The following is a 22,386-nucleotide window of genomic DNA, read 5'->3' on the forward strand; positions in this document are numbered from 1 at the left end:
AGAGCTCCGATCGAACGGCTGCGCCGCCGGGAACACCCGTGGCGGCCAGCCACTTCCGGCACTGTAAGCGCATTCCAGCACGCTGCTAGCCTAGCCCCTACTTCAAGGGGGACTACAGCTGATGGAACAGGGACAAATCGCCTTCCGCACACCGGCTTCCGCCACCCGCTGGCAACGTTGGATGGTGTTCTCGCCGGTGGCACGCATCGTGTTCTTCGCGGCGCTGTTCTTCGTGCTGAACAAGCTCGCCTATATGACCATGCTCGACCTCGGCGCCTTCGGCAAAGGCGTCGATCCCCTGCTGCGCTCGCTCGGCAGTCTTGTCGCATCGCTGGTACCGGCTGTCATCAGCTATACCGTGCTGGTGAAGGCCGTCGAACGACGGGCCATGCGCGAGTTCGCGTTGCGTGACCTGCCGACCCTGGGTCTCATCGGCCTCGTGCTGGGTGCCGCGCTATTCAGTGCCGTGGTGTTGGTGCTGTGGCTGGCCGGCAGCTATCACGTGTCCGGCACCGACCCCACCGTGAACTGGCTGCCCGCGGTCTTGACGGTGGGCGTAGGCGCCGGCGTCACCGAGGAAATCATCACGCGCGGCGTACTGTTTCGCATCACGGAAGAAGGTCTGGGCACCTGGTGGGCGCTGGCCATTTCCGCACTGTTTTTCGGCGGCGCCCACATCTTCAATCCGGGTGCCACGCTATGGAGCTCGCTGGCCATTGCCGTGGAAGCCGGTATTTTGCTGGCACTGCTTTATCACGTCACTCGGTCGCTGTGGCCGTGCATTGGGCTGCACGCAGCCTGGAACATCATGCAGGGCACCGTGTTCGGCATCCCCGTATCCGGCACGGCGGCGCATGGCTGGCTGATCTCCAATCGCAGCGGTCCCGACTGGCTCAGCGGTGGCGAGTTCGGTGCGGAGGCCTCGGTAGTGGCCCTGCTCATCTGCTCCTGCTGTTCGGCAGTGCTTCTGATGATCGCGCGACGCCGCGGCTCCATCGTGGCGCCAGCCTGGCGTCAACGACGCGTGATGGCTGCTTCCGCCGTCAGTTGAGTGCGGATACTCTGGCCGGGCCCGCCACGGCCCGGCAGGATGCCAAGGCCATCACGAACGACTAGAGACGTATGGCCAACGCCGCAAGCAGATACTCCTGGCTCGCGCATCAACCGATGCAGCGCAAGATCCTGATCGCGATTGGCGCGATGCTGCTGCTCTTCGTCATCGCAGGCCTGGTCACCCTGCGTTCGGTGTCAAGCCAGCTCACCAGCGGGTATTGGACCCGGCATACCTACGACGTCAAGCTCAAGCTGGGCGACACGGTACGTGCCCTGCAGGCCAGTCAGATCGGTGGACGCGGCTATCTGCTAACCCTGCAGCCTGCGGAACTGGCCGCGTTTCAAAAGGCCAACCTGGATCTGACCGACAACATCCGGCAACTGCGCAAGCTGACCTCCGACAACCCCTTGCAGCAGGAGCGCATCGACCAGCTCGAGAGCATGAGCGCGAAGTGGCAGGAGGAGATGATCAGCAAGGCCATCGATCCCGTGAAGGACATCTCCACGACTGACCCTGCCACCGCCGCCCTGCAGCGCGCAAGCATCCAGTCCAACTACCTGAACCACCTCTCGGTTCGCGTCTCCGATATCCTGGCCTTGATCACGCAGATGGATGAGCACGAGTCGACCCTGCTCAGTGAGCGCGAGCAATACGAGCATCGGGATGTGCTCGAAGTGGAAGTCGTCACCTGGGTCACCTTGCTGTTGAGCCTGGCGCTCGGCATCTCGGTCATCACCATGACCTTCCGCCTGATCACCCGGCCGATCCGTCGCATGACCGATCTGATGACGCGGCTGGCGGCACACGATCACAGCGTGGAGATCCGCCAGCTGGAACGTCGCGACGAGATCGGCGAGATCGCCCGCGCGCTGCAGGTATTCAAGCAGATGGCGATCGAGACCGCCGCGCAGACCTGGGTGAAGACCCAGGTCACGCAGATCGCCAGCGCCCTGCAGGCCGTCAACGATCCGCGCGAATTCGCCGACCGCTTGACCGGCGCGCTGGTGCCGCTGCTGCAGGGTGGCGTCGGCGTGTTTTACATGTACGACGAGAACGACCGCAGCCTGCTGCTGGAAGGCAGCTACGGCTATCAGCATCGCCGCCACCTGAGCACGCACTACGCGCTGGGCGAAGGACTGGTGGGACAAAGCGCCGTGGAGCGCAAGCCGATCACCCTGAACAACGTGCCCGAAGACTACGTGCACATCCACTCCGGCACCGGCGACGCCGCGCCCCGCACGATCACCGTGCTACCCCTGCTGTTGCGCGACAAGCTGCTTGGCGTGCTGGAACTGGCCAGCTTCCAGCCGCTCACGGAGCCGCAGGAGCGCCTGCTCGGCGAACTGTTGCCGATTGCATCGCTGTCGCTGGAAAACCTGGGGCGCGCGATCCGCACCGAGAGTCTGCTCAAGCGCACCCGCGAACAGGCGGACGAGCTGCGCACATCGGAAGATGCCCTGCGCCGCCAACAGCAGGACCTGCAGGCCACCAACGAGGAGCTCAACGCCAAGACCGCCGAGCTGGAGGAACAATCGCAGCGCCTGCAGGCCTCGGAAGAAGAGCTTCGCGTGCAGACCGAGGAGTTGCAGGCCTCCAACGAAGAATTGCGCCAGAAGACCGACACCCTCAATCAGCAGAAGCAGGTGCTGGAGACCCTGCAGCGCGAGACCCAGGAGAAGGCCGAGGAGCTCGCGCGGGCAAGCCAGTACAAGTCCGAATTCCTCGCCAACATGTCGCACGAGCTGCGCACGCCGCTCAACAGCCTGCTGATCCTGTCACGCAGCCTCGCCGACAATCGCGAAGGCAATCTGGACCACGAGCAGATCGAGTCGGCGCGCATCATCCACGACTCCGGCAGCAATCTGCTGCGGCTGATCAATGACATTCTCGACCTGTCCAAGGTCGAGGCCGGCAAGATGGAAGTCATCCTCGACGATTTACCGCTGGCGGACCTGGAGCGCGTGCTGCGACGCACGTTCAATCACGTGGCGCAGGAAAAGCAGCTCGGCTTCCATATCGACATCGATCCCGGCCTGCCGGCCAGCATACGCACGGACGCCAGCAAGCTCGAACAGGTCGCCAACAACCTGATCGGCAATGCCTTCAAGTTCACCCACCATGGCGCGGTAAGCGTGTACATCGGCCGGCCTTCGGCCGCCGTCGTGCTGCCTGAAGCGCTACGCGGCAAGGACATCATCGCCATTGCCGTCGGCGATACCGGCATCGGCATTCCGCCCGAGAAGGCGCAGAAAATCTTCTACGCGTTCGAGCAGGTGGATGCCAGCACCAGCCGGCAATACGGCGGCACCGGCCTGGGCCTGGCCATCTCCAAGCGCATCGTCGAATTGCTCGATGGCGATATCGTGGTGCACAGCGACGTCGGCCATGGCAGCACCTTCACCATCCTGCTGCCAGAGCGCGGCCCGCAAGGCGGCAGCCTCATGCCGGCGACGTCCGCCCTGACGACAACGCAGGCAACGCTGCGCGCAGCTCCCAGCAACGGGCTCCTGCCGGAAAGCATCGACGACGATCGCGCGAGCCTGGCGCCCGGCGACACCGTCATCCTCATCATCGAGGATGACCCGGTATTCGCACGCATCCTTGCCGACATGGTGCAGCGCAAGGGCTACCGCGTATTGGCCGCGGCCGATGGCGAGTCGGGCCTGCAGCTGGCCCAACAGCACCGACCCACCGGCATTCTGCTCGACGTGATGTTGCCAGGCATGGATGGCTGGACCGTGATCGAGCGACTCAAGGAAAGCGCGCTCACCCGCCATGTACCGGTGCACTTCATCTCCGCCGTCGACGAGGCCAACCGCGGCCGCGAACTGGGCGCCGTAGGCTTCCTGACCAAGCCGGTCAGCCGCGAGGCGATCAGTGGGGCGTTCGAGCGCCTGCTGCACTTCGCCGAGGGGCAGATGCGTCACCTGCTGGTGATCGATGACGACGCCGACTCGCGGGCAGCACTGCGCACGCTGCTGCGCCATGACGACGTGGTCATCGACGAGGTCGGCAGCGCGGAGGACGCGCTGCCACGCCTGTCCGAGACCAACTACGACTGCATCGTGCTCGACCTGGGCCTGCCCGGCATGTCGGGCATGCAGTTCCTCGAGCAACTGGCCACGGCGGGACGCCTGCCGCCGGTGGTGGTCTATTCCGGTCGCGAACTCAGCCGCGAGGAAAGCCTCAAGCTGCGCCAGTACACCGACAGCATCGTGATCAAGGGCGTGCGTTCGGCGGAGCGCCTGATGGATGAGGTGAGCCTGTTCCTGCACAGCATCCAGGACGGCCGCAAGCCCGCCCATGCAAGCGCGGCACCCTCGCCCAGCGCGCTCGCCGGCGGCGAGCTGCGCGATCGCAAGGTGCTGCTGGTGGACGACGACATGCGCAACCTGTTCGCGCTGTCCAAAGTGCTGCGTGGCTGGGGCATGCATGTCAGCATGGCCCAGGATGGCCTGAAGGCACTGAAGACGCTGGCCGACCACGACGACATCGAGTTGATCTTGATGGACGTGATGATGCCGGTGATGGACGGCTACGACACCATCCGCGAGATTCGTGCCCAGCCGGCGCTGGCACGACTGCCGATCATCGCGCTCACCGCCAAGGCCATGCGCGGCGATCGCGAGAAGTGCCTCGAGGCCGGCGCGAACGACTACCTGTCCAAGCCGATCGACATCGACAAGCTGTCGTCGATGATGCGCGTATGGCTGCAACGATGAACGAATTGCACGATGCGGTCCCGGCCAGGGACGTTGCCCTGGAAGACATCGAGATCGACTTGTTCGTGCGCGCACTCAAGCTGCGCTACGGCTATGACTTCAGCCAGTACGCACCGGCGTCGCTCAAGCGCCGCGTGCTGCAGCTGGCCCATACCCAGGACGCGGCCACGGTCAGTGCGCTGACCGCCCGCCTGCTGCACGAACCGGACCTGCTGCAGGGCGTGCTGGCGGGGCTGTCCGTGCCGGTGTCGGAGATGTTCCGTGACCCGGAGGTGTTTCGCACGCTGCGCGAACGGGTGTTCCCGGTGTTGGCCTCCTACCCCCAGATCAACATCTGGCAGGCCGGCTGCGCGCATGGGCAGGAGGTTTACTCGCTGGCCATCCTGCTGGAAGAAGCCGGCCTGTACGAGCGCACCCAGATCTATGCCACCGACTTCAATGAGAAGGCACTGAGTCACGCCCAGGAAGGCATTTACCCGTCGAAGGAGGCACGCCTGTGGTCACGCAACTACCTTGCCGCCGGCGGCAGTCACAGCCTGGCCGACTATTACAGCGCCCGCTACGAGTACATCAAGCTGGACCAGCGGCTGCGCCGCAACGTGATCTTCGCCAACCACAACCTGGTGACCGACGACGTGTTCTGCGAAGCGCACCTGGTGCTGTGCCGCAACGTGCTGATCTATTTCTCCGACCCGTTGCAGGACCGCACGCTCGCGCTGTTCCGCGACAGCCTGGTCCGCGGCGGCTTCCTGTGCCTGGGCACGCGCGAAAGCCTCGACTTCGCCCCCTCGGCGGTCGACTTCACGCCACTCGACGCTGCCTTGCGCATCTACCGCCTCGGCGCTCGGGCTTCCGGCAGGGACTGACATGAGCGCACCGCAAGCGATCGTGGTTGGATGCTCGGCCGGCGGCCTGACCGCGCTGGAGGTGTTGTTCGCCGGACTCGATCCCGCCCTGCCCCAGGCCATCGCCGTTTGTTGCCATACCGGCTCCTCCACCGTCGACCTGCTGTGCGAACTGCTGGCCGAACACGCCAGCCTGCCGGTGACCGAGGCACGCGAGCGCGAGCCGCTGCAGGGCGGCGTCATCCACGTCGCGCCCAGTGGCTATCACTTGCTGGTGGAGGCCGACCATCGCTTCTCGCTGTCGGTCGATGCGCGGGTCAGCTTCGCGCGTCCCTCGATCGATGTGTTGTTCGACACCGCCGCCGAAGCGTACCGGGACGCCCTGATCGGCATCGTGCTTACCGGCGCCAATCGCGATGGTGCCGAAGGTCTGAGCCAGATTCGCCGCCATGGTGGCCTGGCAATCGTGCAAGACCCTGCCGAGGCGGAGTCCACCGCCATGCCCCGCGCGGCCCTGGACCTCGCCGGGGCCGACCATTGCCTGCCACTGGCCGCCATTGCGCCACTGATCAACCGTCTGTGCCTGCCATGAAAATCTCCGCCCCCAAGATCCTCGTCGTCGACGATACGCCGGCCAACCTGGTCGCCATGCGCCACCTGCTCGCCGACAGCGGCGCCAGCCTGTACGAAGCCAGCAGCGGCAATGCAGCACTGGCGCTATGCCTGGACCATGAATTCGCGCTGATCCTGCTCGACGTGAACATGCCCGAGATGGACGGTTTCGAAGTGGCCGCCCTGCTGGGCGAGGCGGAGCGTCTGCAGGAGACGCCGATCATCTTCGTCACGGCCGCCTACGCCGACGACATCAACCGCCTGCGCGGTTACCGCTTTGGCGCGGTGGACTACATCGCCAAGCCGATCAATGACGTGATCCTGCAGTCGAAGGTGCGCGTGTTCCTCGATCTGTACGCGGCGCGCGCCCAGCTGAAGATGGCCCTGGATGCCCTGTCCGAACGCAATGCACAGCTCAACGCGGAAATCGCCGAGCGCAAGCGCATCGAGGCGCAGATTCGCCACCAGGCCACGCATGACATGCTCACCGGCCTGCCCAACCGCACGCTGTTCCATGATCGCCTGCGTACCGCGATGGAACGGGTGCCGCGGCATGGCCCGGGTTTTGCCCTGGCTCTGATCGACATCGACGGCTTCAAGAGCGTCAACGACGGCCACGGCCACCCCGCCGGCGATGCGTTGCTGCAGGCGATCGCCACGCGCCTGGGCGAGCAGGTGCGCGCCAACGATACGGTGGCGCGACTGGGTGGCGACGAGTTCGCACTCATCCTCGAAGACGTCGGCGACCTGCCGTCGCTGCTCAAGCGCTGCGAGCAGGTGTGCGCCGTGCTGGCCCAGCCCTACCCTCTGCAAGGCAGCCAGGGCCAGTTCGAGGCCCGCGTCAGCGCCAGCATCGGCATTGCGGTATGGCAGGATGCCGGTGGCAGCGACGAGGCGTTGATCCACGCCGCCGACTACGCGCTCTACCAGGCCAAGGGCGAGGGCAAGAATCGCTGCGTGCTGGTGCCCTGAATTGACGCGGGCGCGCGTTCAGCGCTGACTGCGCGGCGATACCCACATGTCGATGCGCGCACGGAAGACTTCCTGACCTGCGCCGTCACGAATGCTGACACGTGCTGGCCAGGCGTAACCGCTGGCCGCTTCGGTCGCGGCAAACTCCGGCGTGGCCGTGGCATGCATCGCGCCCTTTGCCTTCGCCACGTATTCCACGGTCATGCCGCGGGGAATCCAGCGCATGCCGGCCGGGATGGTCACGTCGGTCATCATGCCGGCGCTGAGCTCGGCCGCGTTGCACAACGCGATCGCGTGCACGGTACCGATATGGTTATGCACACGCCGACGGTCGCGAAAGCTTACTTCGCAGCGCCCCGGCTCCAGCGCCACAAAGCGCGGGGAAATGGTGGCGAAATAAGGCGCCTTCCAGCAGATCAGCCGCGCATACAGCCAGCGCCCACCCGGCAGCGAAACCAAGCGTCGATAAAGCGACAGCGTCTGGCTCATGGCAAACCTCCCGCGTGGGCGGAGCCGAAGGCTCCGCCCTTGCTACAAGACAATGGCTATCAGGCCGCGTCGGCCAGCTTCTTTTTCAGATCTGCGCGGGTCACCGCTGCACGCAGCTCGGACGGATCGAAATCATCCACCGAGATGAACTCGAACACCCGCTCGCGCACGCGCTTGAGCAGCTCATACTCGGCAGCGGTGATCACACCCGCCTGCATGGCTTCCACCAACTGGCCGTTGTAGTCGTGGGACTTGAACTGGCCAGCCTTCTGCGCCTTGCCAAACTTGCGCTCCACCGGCTCGGCCGCGATCACGTCCGGCAACAGCGCATTCATGCGGCCGATGGTGTTGTTTGCGGTCGGGGTGAGATAAGTCCATTCGGTGAGTCGATCGCGCGCTTCGCCCGGCGCCGTGATCAGGGCGGCTACGCGGCGACCAAGTCGATCGGAGGGCGGCACTTCGCGACGACCGAGCGGGAACACCAGCGCACGCAGCAACCAGGACACCGGGCGCACCGGGAAATTGCGGATCGCGCCATCCAGCGCCATCTGCATGCGCCAGACGCACTCATGGAAGGCCCAGGCCAGCAGCGGGCGGTCGGCTTCCGGACGACCGGTATCTTCGTAACGCTTGAGCATCGCACTGGCGATGTACAGGTAGCTCAGCACGTCGCCTAGCCGGGCCGACAGCTTTTCCTTGAACTTCAGCTTGCCGCCAAGCACACCCATAAAGGTGTCGGCGCAAAGTGCCAGCGCAGCCGAGTAGCGGTTGAGCTTGCGGTAATAGCGGCGCGTATAGGCATCACCGGCGGTGTCGCCGAAGCGTGAGCCGGTAAGACCCAGGGTGAAGCTGCGCACCGCATTGGAAATGCCGAAGCCGACATGGCCGAACAAGGCGCGGTCGAACGTCCGCAGGCGATCGCCGTAATCGGCGATCGACAGTGCCTGCATTTCCTTCAGCACATAAGGATGGCAACGAATGGCGCCCTGGCCGAAGATCATCAGGCTGCGCGTCATGATGTTCGCGCCTTCCACCGTGATGGCGATCGGCACGCCTTGCCAGGCGCGGCCAGCATAGTTCTTCGGACCCAGCTGCACGGCCTTGCCGCCATGCACGTCCATCGCATCGCCGGCGATCACGCGCCCCCATTCGGTAGCGTGGTACTTGGCGATCGCCGACGGCACCGCCGGCTTCTCGCCGCGATCCACCGCTGCGGCTGTCGCTCGCGACAGCGCTGCCGTGGCGTAGGTCAGGCCGCCGATACGGGCCAGCGCTTCTTCCACACCTTCGAAGCGAGCGACCGAGAGACCGAACTGCTTGCGCATGCGCGCATACGCGCCGGTCGCCGCGACGGCGGCGCGTACGCCGCCCGTGGCGTTTGACGGCAAGGAAATCGCGCGACCCACCGACAGGCACTCCACCAGCATGCGCCAGCCATGACCGGCCATCTGCGGGCCGCCGATCAGCACCGACAACGGTACGAACACATCCTTGCCGTGCAGCGGGCCGTTCTGGAATGGCACGTTCAACGGCAGGTGGCGACGACCGATTTCCAGGCCTGGCGTCGAGCGCGGCAACAGCGCCAGCGTAATGCCGAGGTCTTCCTTTTCGCCCAGCAGGTGCTCAGGGTCGTACAAGCGGAAGGCCAGGCCCACCACGGTGGCGATCGGCGCCAGGGTGATGTAGCGCTTGTCGAACGTGAGCTTCATGCCCAGCGTTTCGACGCCATCGACCGTCTGCTTGCAAACGATGCCGTAGTCGGTGATCGAGGTGGCGTCCGAACCTGCATACGGGCCGGTGAGTGCAAAGCAGGGAATCTCTTCGCCCACGGCAAGGCGCGGCAGGTAATGGTTCTTCTGCTCGTCGCTGCCGTAGTGCAGCAGCAGCTCGGCCGGGCCCAGCGAGTTCGGTACGGCGACAGTCGACGCCACGGTGGCGGACATGGTGGCGAGCTTCTGCAGCACGGCGGAATGCGCCAGCGCCGAGAAGCCCAGGCCGCCGTAGGACTTCGGAATGATCATGCCGAAGAACTTGTGCTTCTTGACGAAGGCCCACACGTCCGGCGGCAGGTCGGCCAGCTCGTGGGTGATCTGCCAGTCGTCGATCATGCCGCACAGCTGTTCCACCGGGCCGTCCATGAAGGCCTGCTCTTCCACGCTCAGCTCGGGCTTGGGCTGCTTGAGCAGCTCGTGCCAGTCCGGCTTGCCGGAAAACAATTCGCCCTCGAAGCCGACGGTGCCGGCTTCCAGCGCGGTCTGTTCGGTTTCGGAGAGTTTGGGCGTCACCTGGGCAAACAGCTTCAGCAGCGGTGCGCTGATCTGCTTGCGACGGAAGCCGTCCATCAGCAAGGGCACGGCGATCGCCAGCTCGATCACCAGCAGGATAAACATCGTCCAGAGCGCGCCGGCCATCAGGCCGACCACGGCGGTGGCAATCACCGTGGCAATCGCCCAGGTGCGCAAGCTGCTGCGATGGTAGGCACAGGCGCCGGTGGCAATGAGCGCCGCCAACAGAGTCAGGATCACGGACATCACAACACCTCGTTACGAATGACGGCTTGGCGGATTACAGGCATCACGCGGGTTCAAACGGGAACCGCATCGCTGCGGTCCTGGGCAGAAAATTGGCCCACGAATCGTGCAATCTCGCGGGTGAATGCATCGTTGGCGTCGCCGGCCACCATGTGCGTGGCGCGCGGCAATTCCACATGCTCGGCATGCGGCACCAGTTTCAGGAACTCATCGACGTTGTCGCGCGACACCACATCGCTGCGACCGCCGGACAGCAGCAGCACAGGCAGTTGGACTTTCGCGGCCGCCGCCATCAGGCGCGGCTGGTAGCGTTCGCTCTCGCTGATCAGACCGCCGAGCAGGGCCGGATCCCAGTGCCAGCGCAAGCGGCCGTCGGCACCCTCGCGCAACAGCGGGCGCAACTGGTCTTCGGACTTGCGCCCCGCGCGATGCGGCATATACACCGCGATCTCTTCCGCCGCCTCCGCATAGCTGGCGAAACCATCCGGATGCGCCTGCATGAAAGCGAGAATGCGTTCCACGCCAGCAGTCTCCCAGCGCGGGGTGATGTCCACCAGCACCATCGCGCGGAACGCCTGCGGATCCAGCTCGCCCGCAATGACCAGGCCCAACAGTCCGCCCATCGAGGCACCTACCAGGATGGGCTTGCGCGCCTCGGCATGGGCCAGCAGGCACAGATCGCCGACAAACTGTTCCATGTGGTAATCGCCGCCTGGAAGACGATCGCTTTCGCCGTGGCCCCTGCTGTCGTAGGTTACGCAACGACAACCCAGCGCAGCCAGGGCTGCCGCCGCGCCGTGCCAGGCGCCACGCGTTTGGCCAAAGCCATGCGCGAACAACAGGGTCGGGTTACCTGGCGGATTGCACACTTCCACCGCCAGCCCAAGGCCATCGGCGGCAGCGACGCGGGTCACGCTCTTCTCAGCAGTGGAAATATCTACCATACGCACGAGTATGTAATCGCTTTCCCAGCGCGTCAATACGCACCGCAAACAACCGCCCCACGGATTCAACCACTTGCAGGGGCGGCAATTACAAAGGCGGTCAACTGGGGCTACCATGCGCGTATGAATGTAAGCGCCAAACCCGAACGCACCCGCCTTTCCGCCGAAGACTGGGAGGACGCCGCTCTCAGACTGATCGCCGACCAAGGCGTCGGAGCCCTGGCCGTCGAGGCCCTGGCCCGCCAGCTCGGGGTGACCAAGGGCAGCTTCTACTGGCATTTCCGCACCCGTGAAGCTTTGTTGCAGGCGGCGCTGGAGCGCTGGGAGCAGTACGGCGAACGTGAAGTCATCAGCCAGATCGAGGCCATGCCCGACCCGCGCGCGCGCCTGCCGGAGCTGTTTCGCCGCGTGGCCCACGAACTGGCGCCGCATCGCGTTTATGCGGCCCTGCTGAAGGCGCTGGATCACCCCCAGGTGGTGCCGGTGATGGCCCGCGTGTCCCAGCGGCGCATGGAATTCCTTACCAATATTTATCGCGAGGCTGGCCTGCCGCCCGAGGAAGCGCTCAATCGCGCCCGCCTGACCTATGCGGCCTACGTCGGCTTCCTGCAGCTCAATTTCACGCTGGGCCTGCCGCGTATCAGCCATGACGAGTTCGACGCCTACGTCGAGCACATGATCAAAACGCTAACGCCAGGCTGAGTCTTTCTCCACGTCGGCTTTGCCAAGCTACCGACCAACGACAGCGCCGCCATGCGGCGCTGTCGTTTTTTTGCCTGCCGAAAAGTAGGCGCCCATGGCGCCCGGAAACGGCGCTAAACCCGCGGCCTGCCTACGCTTTGCGCACAGGTACCCTGGTTTTTTGCTGCACGCCGCCTTGCAATGCCAGTGCACGCAAACTACCGTTTCTGCTCTTTTTTGGCTTAAGACCAGAGTGAGGAACGTGATGTCGAGCAAGTTGGAAGCGTTGCAACGCTGGGTTGACGAAGTGGCGGCGCTGACCCGTCCTGCGCAAATCCACTGGTGCGATGGCTCGGATGCCGAGTACCACAGCCTGGTGCAGCAGATGCTGCAGACCGGCGACCTGATCGAACTGAACCAGCAGACCCACCCTGGCTGCTATCTGCACCGCTCCAGTCCGTCGGACGTGGCGCGCGTCGAACACCTGACCTTTGTCTGCACCAAGGACGAGCACGACGCCGGCCCGAACAACCACTGGATGGCCCCGGCCGACGCGCACGCGAAGATGGATGCGCTGTTCGAAGGCTGCATGGAAGGCCGCACCATGTACGTCATTCCGTACTGCATGGGCCCGATCGACTCGCCGCTGGCCCGCTGCGGCGTCGAGATCACCGACAGCCCGTACGTGGTGGTCAACATGCGCACGATGACGCGCATGGGTGCCGCCGCACAGGCGCGCATCGAGCGCGAGGGTCGCTTCGTGAAGGGGCTGCACTCCACCGGTGAGCTGGACCCCGAGCGCCGCTTCATCATGCATTTCCCGGAGGAGCTGACCATCAAGTCGTATGGCTCCGGCTACGGCGGCAACGCGCTGCTGGGCAAGAAGTGCCACGCCCTGCGCATTGCCAGCTACCAGGCCCAGTCGGAAGGCTGGCTGGCCGAGCACATGCTGATCGTCGGCATCGAGAACCCCAGGGGTGAAACCCATTACGTCGCGGCCGCCTTCCCATCGGCTTGCGGCAAGACCAACCTCGCCATGCTGATTCCGCCGGAAGGCTACCGCCAGGACGGCTGGAAGGTGTGGACCGTCGGCGACGACATCTGCTGGATGCGTCCCGGCGCCGACGGCCGCTTGTACGCCATCAACCCGGAAGCCGGCTTCTTCGGCGTGGCGCCGGGTACCAGCGCATCGACCAACCCGAACGCGCTGGCGTCGATCGCCCGCGACACCATCTTCACCAATGTCGCGGTCACCGCCGACAACCAGCCGTGGTGGGAAGGCCTGCCGGGCACGCCGGTCACCGATTGGCAGGGTCGTCCGTACGACGCGGCCAATGGTCCGGCCGCGCATCCGAACTCTCGCTTCACCGTCAGCGCCAGGCAGTGCCCGACCTGGTCGCCGCGTGCCGAGGACGCCCAGGGCGTGCCGATCAGCGCCATCGTGTTTGGTGGCCGTCGCCCGTCGCTGGTGCCGCTGGTGTTCGAGGCGCGCGACTGGACCCACGGCGTCCTCGTAGGTGCCGCCATGGGTTCGGAAACCACCGCCGCAGCGACCGGCGCCGTCGGCGTGCTACGCCGCGATTCGATGGCTATGAAGCCGTTCGCCGGCTATCACTACGGCGACTACTTCCGTCATTGGCTGTCGTTCGACCAGGCCGGCACGCAGCTGCCGAAGATCTTCCACGTCAACTGGTTCCGCAAGGGCGAGGACGGCAGCTTCCTGTGGCCAGGCTTTGGCGACAACCTGCGCGTGCTGGAATGGATGATCGATCGCGTCGAAGGTCGCGCCAGCGGCAAGCAGACCCCGATCGGTACCGTACCGGCGGCGGGCGAACTGAAGCTGGATGCGCTTGCCCTCGATCGCCAGACGCTCGACACCCTGCTACATGTCGACGAGGCCGGCTGGCAGGCCGAGTTGGCCGACATCGGCGACTACCTGCGCAGTTTCGGCGAGCGCATGCCACAGCAACTGCATGACGAGCAGGAACGTGTCGCCAAGGCGCTGGCCGATGCCGCGGTAACGCCGCGCACCGCTGCCGCCCGCTAAGCCACAGCGCCCGCCAGCCGCAGCAAGCGGCTGGCGGGCGTTTTTGCATGGCATCTTCTAAACCTTGCCAGGCAACCGCGCATCCAAGCTGGCAAGATGATTGCTCCCTGCCCAGCCAACGGAAGCGCAATGCCGCCTGCACCCGCCACGGATCCTTCCGACAAGGATGACGTGCACGCGGCCGCCGCGGGTGACCGGCAGGCTTTTCAGCGGCTCTATCGCTTGCACGTGGGTCGCGTGTACGGCGCGGTCTACCGGCTCGCCGGTTATGACCACGCCCGCGCGGAAGACCTCACCCAGGACGCTTTCGTGCGCGCCTGGCAGAAGCTCGCCGGCTTTCGCCACGAAAGCGCGTTCGGGACCTGGCTTTATCGGCTGGCCGTCAACGTTGCGCTGATGGATATTCGTGCCCGTAGCGCGGATCCGGTCAGCATGATGGATGAGGACAACATCCCCGATCACGGTGAAACGCCATTCTGCGCGGCGGAACGCGAAGAACTGGAACGGGCCATCGGCAAGCTGCCGCCACGCGCGCGCGCCGTACTGGTATTGCATGACATCGAAGGCTGGCGGCACGAGGACATCGGTGCCGAGCTTGGCATGGCGGTCGGCTCGTCAAAAGCGCAATTGCATCGCGCACGCGGCCTGCTGCGTAAGACTTTGGGAGAACCCTCATGAACGAATTCGAATGGCTACGCCAGACCCGCGCCCTGCGCGAACCGGTGACGCCAAGGCGTGACCTGTGGCCCGAGATCGAGGCCGCGCTCGAGCCAGCAGACCACGCCGCGCCGCCGATGCGCCAGCGATCCCAGCGACGCCAGGCCTGGTTGCTCGCCGCCAGTTTTGCCGGCCTGTCGCTGTTCGCCGGCAGCGTCGCCGTGCACCTGCGTGATCAGCCCGTGAACGCGGCCACCGCAACGACGCCGGATGTGGTGCGCTGGCATCCGTCCGATCCGCGCCTGGCCGGCGCTGCCGTACAACTGGATGCAGCAAACATGGAGCTGCGCCAGGCCATGGAACAGGCTCCCGATTCACCCGCGTTGCAGCGCCTGCTGTACCGCACCCGGAAACAGCAATCGCAATTGCGTCAGATGGAACACCAGGCTGGTTGAGTCCAGCGGAGCCTTCAGCATGAAAACCGCACGCATCATTCCACTCCTGCTCAGCCTGTCGATCGGCCAGGCACTGGCCGATACGCCCATCAACCTCAGCCATGACGCCACCCCTAGCGTCCACGTCAGCATCGGCAACGTGAAAGGGACGGTTACCGTGACAGCATGGGACCGCGACCAGGTGCAGGTCGGCGGTCATCTTGGCGAAGGTGCCAAGCCGCTGACCATCGAAGGCAGCAACAGCGACCTGACCATCAAGGTGCAAGCGCAGGGCAAATCCGGCTGGTTGAACTGGAACAGCGATACCTCGATGGGCGGCACCACGCTCGACGTGCGCGTGCCCAAGGGCGCGTCACTGGACGTGGACGTGGTGAGCGCGCCAATCAGCATCGACGGCATCGAGGGCGGCAAGATCAAGATCAATGCCGTCAGCGGCAAGGCACGCGTGAATGCCCGCACGCCCTCCGCCGAGATCGAGACCGTCAGCGGCAATATCGAACTGGCCGGCCACGCGGATCGCGTTTCCCTGCAAACGGTCAGCGGCGACATCCTTGCGCCCAGCGTAGGCAATAACGCGGAACTGCAAACGGTGTCGGGCCGCATCCGGGTCGGCGGCGGCCCGTGGCAGAAGCTCAACCTCAGCACGGTTTCCGGCGACGTCCAGCTCTCCGGCGGGCTCGCGGCAAGCGGCACGCTGGACGTCGACAGCATGAGTGGCGACGTCCAGCTGCAGATTCCCGCGAACACCTCGGCGGCCATTCACGCCAACACGTTCAGCGGCGACTTGCGCAGCGATTTCGGCACGGTGAAGAAAGCGGAACACGGGCCCGGTAGTGCGCTGCAAACCACCATCGGCTCGGGCAGCGGCAAGATCGCCATCGAGACCTTCAGCGGCGACCTGCGCATACGTCAGCAGGATTGAGTCAACGCTGCCAACGCCACGGGGCCGCATGGCGTCATGTCATGCGGCCCTTGGCTTGATAGGGTCAGCAATAATCAGGGGGCTACTGCCTGCGCTCGGCAGCCAGTGCAACAACGACGATTACAGGTCTTGGTGATACTGCACGTACGGCGTGCGCGACTGGTCAGGCTCGGGGCCGGCCGGGGTGTTCACGGCACTGCCCGACGACCACACGTTCTGCGCACCGATGCTCAGCTGACCCTGCCACGGCAGACGCCAGGTCACGCCCAGGTCGATGCTGCTCCAGCGCCGATCCGGATTGTTATATGCGGCGCCCGGCACCGCCGTTTCAGGCTGCATGACGCGGCCCACGATGCTGCCGCTCAACGGGCCGCGATCGACGCCGAAGCTCAGTGCCTTCTGGTCCAGTGTACTGACGCCCAGCAGGTTGCCCGGCAGCAGGCGCACGCGCCCCACGCTGGCACCGAGGTCAATGCCGCTCTTGCTGTCCAGGGCCAGTCGACCGCGTGCGTTCAACTGCGTACTGCTATCGAAGCCAGGCAAGCCGTTCACACCAGGCACCGCACCTGGCAACAGGCGCGGCAGCGTCGCCGCATTGGGGATGGTGTCCGAACCCAGGCTCAGGCCCAGGCTGTAACGACCGGCATCGTAAGTGGCGCCGACCTCCGTGCCGATCACGCGCGGGGCCTGATTATTGGCCCAGTTGTGCTCGGTCACGCCGGCGTGTGCCTGCAGGTTCGGGCCGAGCCCATACTGCAACTGACTGGACAGCACCGACGCGGCATCCACCGCGCGGAACTGCAGCGGCGCATCGGCGCGCTGGGCCGCCGTCAGCGTGTCATTATCCGCCTTGAGGGCCAGCCAGCGGCCATCCGCGCCACGCCACAGCGGCACCGCGACGCTGGGGCCAATCTGCGCCATCTGGTCAGGCTGCTGCATCAGCAGGCGCCCGGCCATGTCGTAGGGATCATTGGCCGCAGACTGTCCTGCCGCGATAAACGGCATAAGCAGCAAGGGCAATGACAACAACCAACGACGCATGGACGCGAGTCCCCCGAAACGGCGGATGAACGGGATGGGTCGCCCCCTCCCAGAGACGATCGGCTATCAAGATATCACGTTTTACTTTTTGCTAACACCTTAAATGCACCCCTGAAGGTGTGACGGAACCTGCGAAATCACCATTTTTTGACATCGGTCCTACGAAAGGGTTCCTTGGACCCGGGGTCCTGGCGACCGCAAGACCCTGAACAGCGGTTCAGATGAAGCAGCGGGCGACAAAGCTGAATGGAGGCGATATATAGTCCGCCTCGTCACCATGCGCGAATTCGCCTGCGACCGATGACTTCGGCTTCCACCAGCAACACTCTCGTGCCCTGGCCCGCGGACGGTAACGTCGCGGCCATGCACGCGGCCGTGGAGCGGTTGTTCCGCGCCAGCGATGCCGCCAGCGTGCTGGAGATCTGCGAGGCCATGCTGGGTGAACTTGGCATCAACGGGCGGCTGCATTGGCGCCTGATCGGTGACGAGCCTTGCCGCAGCGAAGGCACCGCCCAGCTGGACCTGGCCGAAGACCCGCAGGGCCTGCGCACCCTGGTGCTGGAATTGCCCGACGCGGCCGCGCCGGATTCGCTGTTCGACCACCTGGCCTGGCTCGGCCGCCTGTCTGCCTCCCGCCTGCGCCAGCTGGCCGAAACGTCGCGGCTGTATGAGGCCATTTCGCGACTCGCCCTGGCCGAGCGGCTGCAGCGCGCGCTCTACGCCATCGCCGACCAGGCCAGCGGCGAGCACAACATGACCGAGATGATGCATTCGCTGCACGCGATTCTCGGCAGCCTCATGTATGCGGAAAACTTCTATATCGCGCTGTACGACGCAGCTACCGACAGCGTGCGCTTCCCGTACTACGTCGACACCATGGACAAGGAACCGCCCTCGCCCGACGAGAGCGTGCCACTGCAGGAAATGCGTCACAGCCTGACCTGGAACCTGTTGCAGTGCGGCCAGGCGATCATGGGTTCGGTGGCCGAACTGACCCAGCAATTCCAGGGCCGCTTCATGTTGCTGGGCCCGGTGTGCGAGCACTGGCTGGGCGTGCCGCTGCTGCGCGAGGGCCGCGTGGTGGGTGGCATCGTGATGCAAAGCTATCGCGAAGACACGCATTACACCCAGCACGACCGCGAGCTGCTCAGCTACGTGGCCAAGCACGTACAGACCGCGCTGGAACGGCGCGAGGCGCATGAGGAGCTGGAACGCCGCGTCTCCAGCCGCACGGCGGCGCTGCGCGAGGCCAACCGGGTGTTGCGCCAGCAGGTGTTGCAGCGCCAGCGCGGCGAGCGGCTGCAGGCGGCGTTGTTCCGCATTGCCGAGCTGGCCAATGCGTCTGAAAGCCTGGACAACTTCTACGCCGCCGTCCATCGCGTGATCGGCGGCCTGCTGTACGCGCGCAATTTCTATATCGCGCTGCTGGATGAAGAGCAGAAGACGCTCAGCTTCCCCTACTCCGTGGACGAGTTCGACACCATTCGCCTGCCACGTGCCCACGGCCGTGGCGTGACCGAGTACGTGTTGCGCCATGCCAAGCCGCTGCTCGCGGATCCGGAGGAATTCGAACGCCTGTCGCGCCTGGGTGAGCTCACTCATCGGGGCTCGCGCTCGGTCTGCTGGCTGGGCGTGCCCCTGGTCTGGGGTGACCGCGCCATGGGCGTGCTGGCGGTGCAGAGCTACTCGCCCGAGCATACCTACGATGTGCGCGACCAGGAGTTGCTGACCTTCGTCGGCTACCACGTGGCCAACGCGCTGCAGCGCAAGCACACCACCGAATCGCTGAAGCAGGCCTATGCCAGCCTCGAGCGCCGGGTGACCGAGCGCACCCGCGCGCTGGCCTTGGCCAATCGCGACCTGCGCGAGCAGATCGCCGAACGCGAGCGCGTCGAACGCCGCCTGAAGTACGAAACGCTGCACGACTCGCTGACCGGCCTGCCCAACCGCACCCTGCTGCTGCAACGCATGGAACAGGCGCTGCAGCGCTACCACAGCGATACGCAGGAACTGTTCGCCGTCCTGTTTATCGACCTGGATCGCTTCAAGGTCATCAATGACTCAGTAGGCCACCTGGTCGGCGACGACCTGCTGTTCCAGGTGGGTGGACGCATTCGCGCCTGCCTGAAGACGCGCGACGTGGTGGCGCGCCTGGGTGGCGATGAATTCGCCGTGCTGGCCGAAGGCATCACCGATCCGAAGATGGCGCTGCTGATTGCCGAGCGCATCATCGACGAGTTGCAGACGCCGTTCCGTCTCGGCGCCAAGGAGATCTTCACCTCGGCCTCGATCGGCATTGCCCTGCCCAGCCCCCATTACCAGCGCCCGGAAGAGCTGCTGCGTGACGCCGATGCCGCCATGTACCGCGCCAAGGACGAAGGCCGCCACCGCGCGGCGATCTTCGACGATCGCCTGCGCCGCGAGGCACTGTCCCTGCTGGAGATGGAGGGCGATCTTCGTCGCGCCTTGAGTCGCAACGAGTTCGTGCCGTTCTACCAGCCGATCGTGGAGCTGCAGAGCGGCCGCACGGTCGGCTACGAGGCCCTGCTGCGCTGGCGCCATCCCGACCGCGGCCTGCTCACGCCTGGCGACTTCCTCGCCGTAGCCGAAGAAAGCGGCTGTGCGGAAAGCATCGACTGGCAGATTTTCGAACAGGTGTGCGCCCAGGCCGAGGCCCTGGCGGGTCCCGACGGATTCGTCAGCATCAACGTCTCCGGCCGCCACTTCCGCTCGCCGGATCTGGACCGCAGCCTGCTCGACCTGATCGCCTCCCACCAGGTGCCGCCACGCTGCCTGCGCATCGAAGTCACCGAACGTGCGCTGCTGGAGAACGCCATCCAGGTCAAGCGCATGCTCGACAATCTGCGCTCGCATGGCGTCAGCATCGCGCTGGACGATTTCGGCACCGGCTATTCGTCACTGAGCTATCTGCACCAGTACCCGATCGAAACACTGAAGATCGACCGCTCCTTCATCGTGGAACTGCCCCGCGAGGGCGGACACGGCACCGCCGTCGTGCGCGCGATCCAGGCACTGGCCGACTCGCTGCAGATGCAGGTGATTGCCGAGGGCATCGAAGAAGAGGAGCAGCGCGACGCCCTGTTGCGCATCGGCTGCCGCTACGGCCAGGGCTTCCTGTTCGCCACGCCCAAGCTGGCCGAAGTGTGGCTGCAGCGCGAGCATCATTTCGCGCTGCCGTAGGCGCCTGTTCTATATCGCCAGTCCGGCGGTTACGCGCTTCGACTCCTTCTCCCCTTCGGGGAGAAGGAGCCGAGCTACTGCGCTGTCGTCGGCGCACTCGCTGCGGGACTCACGCTCAGCAGGTGCTCGGCATCGATGCGGTCGAACGTGTAGCGATGCGCGCAGAACTCGCAAATCACCTCGATCTCGCCATCGCGGTCTTCCAACGTGGCTTCGACTTCGTCACGGCCCAGCGCACGCAGCATCGCCTCCACCCGCTCGCGCGTGCAGCTGCAGCCGAAAGCCAGTGGGCGCGGCTCGAACAGACGTACCGATTCCTCGTGATAGAGCCGGTACAGCAGCTGTTCGGGCGCCGTGCTCAACAACTCCCGGTCCCCCAGCGTGGCGGTGAGATGCTGGATGCGCGTCCAGGCGTCCTCATCCTCCACCGCATCGTGGCCACCCTCGCCGGGCAGCTTCTGCAGCATCAGGCCCACCGCATGCTCGCCATCGGCGGCCAATACGATGCGCGCGGGCAGCTGCTCGGACTGGCTGAAATAGTTCTCCAACGCCGAGGACAGGTTCGGATGCTGCAGGTCGACCAGGCCCTGGTAGCGCTGGCCGCGCTCGGCATGACCGATGGTGATGGCCATGATGGCCTTGGGCAGGGCAGCCAGGTCCAGCGTTTCGGGAAACGGATCGTTCCAGCGCGCCAGGCCACGCAAGCGGCCCTGGTCGGTGCATTCGGCAAACAGCATGCGCAACGGGCCACCGCTCTTCAGCTCGACCGACAGCGCACCATCGAGCTTGATGTTGCCGGTGAGCAGCGCGCTCGCGGCCATGGCCTGCCCCAGCACCGAGCGCAAGGCCGTCGGGTATTCCGCACGCCCTGCTATCTCACGCCAGGCCGGCCCAAGCCGGACCAGCACGCCGCGCACGCCAGCGCGCTCGAGCATGAAGCGGTGCAGCACATCTTCGACAAGCACGGTTTCCACGGAAAGGACCTCGCAAGAACAATCCCCCTAGGTGGGGGCATGGCCGGCGTAGCTCAACCGCCGATGACCCTGGCCATCGGGCTGGCTCCTAGCGGCACTTATACTGCTGGCAACCCTCCCAGCACACCGCCATGACGCCACGACGCCCGTTCCCTGCCCGCCTGCTGCGTTCCCTCATGATCATTCTCGTGTCCTGGTTGGCGCTGAGCTGGCTGGCGGTGCTGGTGCTGCGCTTCGTGCCGCCCTGGACCTCGGCGGTGATGATGGAGCGCCGAGTGGGCGCGCTTATCCACGGTGAGACGGGCTTCCAGCTGCACCAGCGCTGGGTGCCGTGGTCGCAGGTATCGCCGTACGTACCACTGGCCATGGTGGCCGGGGAAGACCAGAAGTTTCCGTTCCACCGTGGGTTTGATTTTGACTCCATCCAGAACGCCGTGGACGCGGCCGACGAGGGCAGGCGCCTGCGCGGCGCCAGCACGATCAGCCAGCAGACAGCCAAGAACCTGTTCCTCTGGGGTGGCCGCAGCTTCGTGCGCAAGGGACTGGAGGCGTACTTCACGGTGCTGATCGAGCTGACCTGGCCCAAGCAGCGCATTCTCGAGGTCTATATGAACATCGCCGAGCTGGGCAATGGCATATACGGCGTCGGCGCGGCCAGCGATGCGTTCTTCCGCCAACCGCCAGCTCGCCTCAGCGCGGCCCAGGCGGCGCGACTGGCAGCGGTGCTGCCCAATCCCCGCCTGTTGCATGCCGACAACCCCAGCGCCTACGTGCAAAGGCGCGCCAATTGGATCCAGCAGCAGATGGCCCAGCTGGGAGGCCCGGACTATCTGCAGAGCCGCCGACCACCGCGCGTGCAACGCCAACGCTGAGACTCGCCGCGGCGCCGCCACTGCACTAGGGCCTATTCACACTCTCCGCGTAGCCCGCGCCGAGATCTTATTGCCCGCCAGACAAGGAAGAACGAGGGCACGCGGAGAGGCGCCATGGATGGCGCCGGTTTTGGGGAGCGAGGAGTGTACGTCCGTACACGACCGAGTGATGACGCAGGATGGCGGGCAATAAGATCCGGCCCGCACGCGGGGAGAGTCCAGGGATGGACTCTGCCTTGAGGAGCGAGGAAGGGTTGCTTGTCCGTGGCCGCCATGCGCCAGCGCGCGGCTTGCCCTGGCAGCCAGCCAGGCCGGCGCCACGCACTGCCACCTGACGGCCACGGACAAGCAACGCGGGCTATGCGGA

Annotated in this window: 17 protein-coding genes; 12 read left to right on the forward strand and 5 right to left on the reverse strand. The window is 65.3% G+C overall.

Going from position 1 to position 22,386, the window contains the following annotated elements; translation table 11 throughout:
* The first annotated feature begins 121 nt into the window (after window positions 1-121).
* From OUZ49_RS07670 to OUZ49_RS07690, 5 genes are all read left to right on the forward strand, one after another.
* Entirely contained in the window at window positions 122-1,051 is a 930-nt protein-coding gene (locus tag OUZ49_RS07670) for a CPBP family intramembrane glutamic endopeptidase (RefSeq protein WP_266149740.1), read from the forward strand.
* Window positions 1,052-1,167: 116 nt separating this feature from the next.
* Window positions 1,168-4,776 carry a response regulator gene (locus OUZ49_RS07675; protein ID WP_266149741.1) on the forward strand — a complete coding sequence of 1,203 codons (3,609 nt, stop codon included), beginning with the start codon at window positions 1,168-1,170 and terminating at the stop codon, window positions 4,774-4,776.
* Window positions 4,773-5,642 (forward strand): CheR family methyltransferase, encoded by an 870-nt coding sequence (locus OUZ49_RS07680; protein WP_266149742.1) that lies wholly within the window; start codon window positions 4,773-4,775, stop codon window positions 5,640-5,642. The genes OUZ49_RS07675 and OUZ49_RS07680 overlap by 4 nt, the downstream gene beginning before the upstream one ends.
* A 1-nt stretch (window position 5,643) precedes the next feature.
* The gene (locus OUZ49_RS07685) at window positions 5,644-6,213 is read left to right on the forward strand and encodes a chemotaxis protein CheB (RefSeq protein WP_266149743.1); all 570 of its coding nucleotides are present in this window, start codon (window positions 5,644-5,646) and stop codon (window positions 6,211-6,213) included.
* Window positions 6,210-7,205, forward strand: coding sequence for a diguanylate cyclase domain-containing protein (locus OUZ49_RS07690; RefSeq protein ID WP_266149744.1), 996 nt, complete (start codon window positions 6,210-6,212; stop codon window positions 7,203-7,205). Before OUZ49_RS07685 ends, OUZ49_RS07690 begins: the two co-directional genes overlap by 4 nt.
* A gap of 18 nt (window positions 7,206-7,223) precedes the next feature.
* On the opposite strand, the gene OUZ49_RS07695 is transcribed toward OUZ49_RS07690, so the two are convergent.
* The 3 genes from OUZ49_RS07695 to OUZ49_RS07705 are packed head-to-tail and all read right to left on the reverse strand — an operon-like array spanning window position 7,224 to window position 11,169.
* A complete protein-coding gene (locus OUZ49_RS07695) occupies window positions 7,224-7,694 on the reverse strand; it encodes a hotdog fold domain-containing protein (RefSeq protein ID WP_266149745.1) in 471 nt (156 codons plus the stop codon).
* 59 nt (window positions 7,695-7,753) lie between these two features.
* Complete coding sequence (locus tag OUZ49_RS07700; RefSeq protein ID WP_266149746.1) at window positions 7,754-10,225, reverse strand: acyl-CoA dehydrogenase; 2,472 nt, start codon at window positions 10,223-10,225, stop codon at window positions 7,754-7,756.
* A gap of 53 nt (window positions 10,226-10,278) precedes the next feature.
* Window positions 10,279-11,169, reverse strand: coding sequence for an alpha/beta fold hydrolase (locus tag OUZ49_RS07705; RefSeq protein ID WP_266150040.1), 891 nt, complete (start codon window positions 11,167-11,169; stop codon window positions 10,279-10,281).
* 123 nt (window positions 11,170-11,292) lie between these two features.
* Between OUZ49_RS07705 and OUZ49_RS07710 the strand changes: the two genes are divergently transcribed.
* From OUZ49_RS07710 to OUZ49_RS07730, 5 genes are all read left to right on the forward strand, one after another.
* Window positions 11,293-11,871, forward strand: a complete 579-nt coding sequence (locus tag OUZ49_RS07710) for a TetR/AcrR family transcriptional regulator (protein ID WP_266149747.1) — start codon at window positions 11,293-11,295, stop codon at window positions 11,869-11,871.
* A gap of 94 nt (window positions 11,872-11,965) precedes the next feature.
* Window positions 11,966-13,897: a phosphoenolpyruvate carboxykinase (GTP) gene (locus OUZ49_RS07715; RefSeq protein ID WP_266149748.1), complete on the forward strand. Its 1,932-nt coding sequence runs from the start codon at window positions 11,966-11,968 to the stop codon at window positions 13,895-13,897.
* A 129-nt stretch (window positions 13,898-14,026) separates the two neighbouring features.
* Window positions 14,027-14,575 (forward strand): RNA polymerase sigma factor, encoded by a 549-nt coding sequence (locus OUZ49_RS07720; protein ID WP_266149749.1) that lies wholly within the window; start codon window positions 14,027-14,029, stop codon window positions 14,573-14,575.
* Complete coding sequence (locus OUZ49_RS07725) at window positions 14,572-15,009, forward strand: hypothetical protein (protein ID WP_266149750.1); 438 nt, start codon at window positions 14,572-14,574, stop codon at window positions 15,007-15,009. Before OUZ49_RS07720 ends, OUZ49_RS07725 begins: the two co-directional genes overlap by 4 nt.
* 19 nt (window positions 15,010-15,028) lie before the next feature.
* A complete protein-coding gene (locus OUZ49_RS07730; RefSeq protein ID WP_266149751.1) occupies window positions 15,029-15,931 on the forward strand; it encodes a DUF4097 family beta strand repeat-containing protein in 903 nt (300 codons plus the stop codon).
* Window positions 15,932-16,051: 120 nt separating this feature from the next.
* Here OUZ49_RS07730 and OUZ49_RS07735 read toward each other — a convergent pair whose 3' ends face one another.
* Window positions 16,052-16,972 carry a hypothetical protein gene (locus OUZ49_RS07735; RefSeq protein WP_266149752.1) on the reverse strand — a complete coding sequence of 307 codons (921 nt, stop codon included), beginning with the start codon at window positions 16,970-16,972 and terminating at the stop codon, window positions 16,052-16,054.
* A 300-nt stretch (window positions 16,973-17,272) separates the two neighbouring features.
* Here OUZ49_RS07735 and OUZ49_RS07740 point away from each other — a divergent pair, with 300 nt between their 5' ends.
* Window positions 17,273-20,173 carry a bifunctional diguanylate cyclase/phosphodiesterase gene (locus OUZ49_RS07740; protein ID WP_266149753.1) on the forward strand — a complete coding sequence of 967 codons (2,901 nt, stop codon included), beginning with the start codon at window positions 17,273-17,275 and terminating at the stop codon, window positions 20,171-20,173.
* 74 nt (window positions 20,174-20,247) lie between these two features.
* On the opposite strand, the gene hslO is transcribed toward OUZ49_RS07740, so the two are convergent.
* Window positions 20,248-21,147, reverse strand: coding sequence for an Hsp33 family molecular chaperone HslO (gene hslO, locus OUZ49_RS07745; RefSeq protein WP_266149755.1), 900 nt, complete (start codon window positions 21,145-21,147; stop codon window positions 20,248-20,250).
* 131 nt (window positions 21,148-21,278) lie between these two features.
* On the opposite strand from hslO, the gene mtgA reads away from it, so the two are divergent.
* A complete protein-coding gene (gene mtgA, locus OUZ49_RS07750; RefSeq protein ID WP_266149756.1) occupies window positions 21,279-22,019 on the forward strand; it encodes a monofunctional biosynthetic peptidoglycan transglycosylase in 741 nt (246 codons plus the stop codon).
* The last annotated feature ends 367 nt before the right edge of the window (window positions 22,020-22,386 follow it).

The sequence above is a fragment of the Dyella halodurans genome, assembly GCF_026283925.1.
Lineage (GTDB): Bacteria > Pseudomonadota > Gammaproteobacteria > Xanthomonadales > Rhodanobacteraceae > Dyella > Dyella halodurans.

What these genes read in the sequence shown, in the direction of transcription:
- OUZ49_RS07710 (WP_266149747.1), top strand. Translation starts at nt 11,293, where the DNA reads ATGAATGTAAGCGCCAAACCCGAACGCACCCGCCTTTCCGCCGAAGAC.
- OUZ49_RS07670 (WP_266149740.1), top strand. Translation starts at nt 122, where the DNA reads ATGGAACAGGGACAAATCGCCTTCCGCACACCGGCTTCCGCCACCCGC.
- mtgA (WP_266149756.1), top strand. Translation starts at nt 21,279, where the DNA reads ATGACGCCACGACGCCCGTTCCCTGCCCGCCTGCTGCGTTCCCTCATG.
- OUZ49_RS07720 (WP_266149749.1), top strand. Translation starts at nt 14,027, where the DNA reads ATGCCGCCTGCACCCGCCACGGATCCTTCCGACAAGGATGACGTGCAC.
- OUZ49_RS07725 (WP_266149750.1), top strand. Translation starts at nt 14,572, where the DNA reads ATGAACGAATTCGAATGGCTACGCCAGACCCGCGCCCTGCGCGAACCG.
- OUZ49_RS07680 (WP_266149742.1), top strand. Translation starts at nt 4,773, where the DNA reads ATGAACGAATTGCACGATGCGGTCCCGGCCAGGGACGTTGCCCTGGAA.
- OUZ49_RS07735 (WP_266149752.1), bottom strand. Translation starts at nt 16,972, where the DNA reads ATGCGTCGTTGGTTGTTGTCATTGCCCTTGCTGCTTATGCCGTTTATC.
- OUZ49_RS07695 (WP_266149745.1), bottom strand. Translation starts at nt 7,694, where the DNA reads ATGAGCCAGACGCTGTCGCTTTATCGACGCTTGGTTTCGCTGCCGGGT.
- OUZ49_RS07730 (WP_266149751.1), top strand. Translation starts at nt 15,029, where the DNA reads ATGAAAACCGCACGCATCATTCCACTCCTGCTCAGCCTGTCGATCGGC.
- OUZ49_RS07690 (WP_266149744.1), top strand. Translation starts at nt 6,210, where the DNA reads ATGAAAATCTCCGCCCCCAAGATCCTCGTCGTCGACGATACGCCGGCC.
- OUZ49_RS07700 (WP_266149746.1), bottom strand. Translation starts at nt 10,225, where the DNA reads ATGTCCGTGATCCTGACTCTGTTGGCGGCGCTCATTGCCACCGGCGCC.
- OUZ49_RS07715 (WP_266149748.1), top strand. Translation starts at nt 11,966, where the DNA reads ATGGCGCCCGGAAACGGCGCTAAACCCGCGGCCTGCCTACGCTTTGCG.
- OUZ49_RS07705 (WP_266150040.1), bottom strand. Translation starts at nt 11,169, where the DNA reads ATGGTAGATATTTCCACTGCTGAGAAGAGCGTGACCCGCGTCGCTGCC.
- OUZ49_RS07675 (WP_266149741.1), top strand. Translation starts at nt 1,168, where the DNA reads ATGCAGCGCAAGATCCTGATCGCGATTGGCGCGATGCTGCTGCTCTTC.
- OUZ49_RS07740 (WP_266149753.1), top strand. Translation starts at nt 17,273, where the DNA reads ATGACTTCGGCTTCCACCAGCAACACTCTCGTGCCCTGGCCCGCGGAC.
- OUZ49_RS07685 (WP_266149743.1), top strand. Translation starts at nt 5,644, where the DNA reads ATGAGCGCACCGCAAGCGATCGTGGTTGGATGCTCGGCCGGCGGCCTG.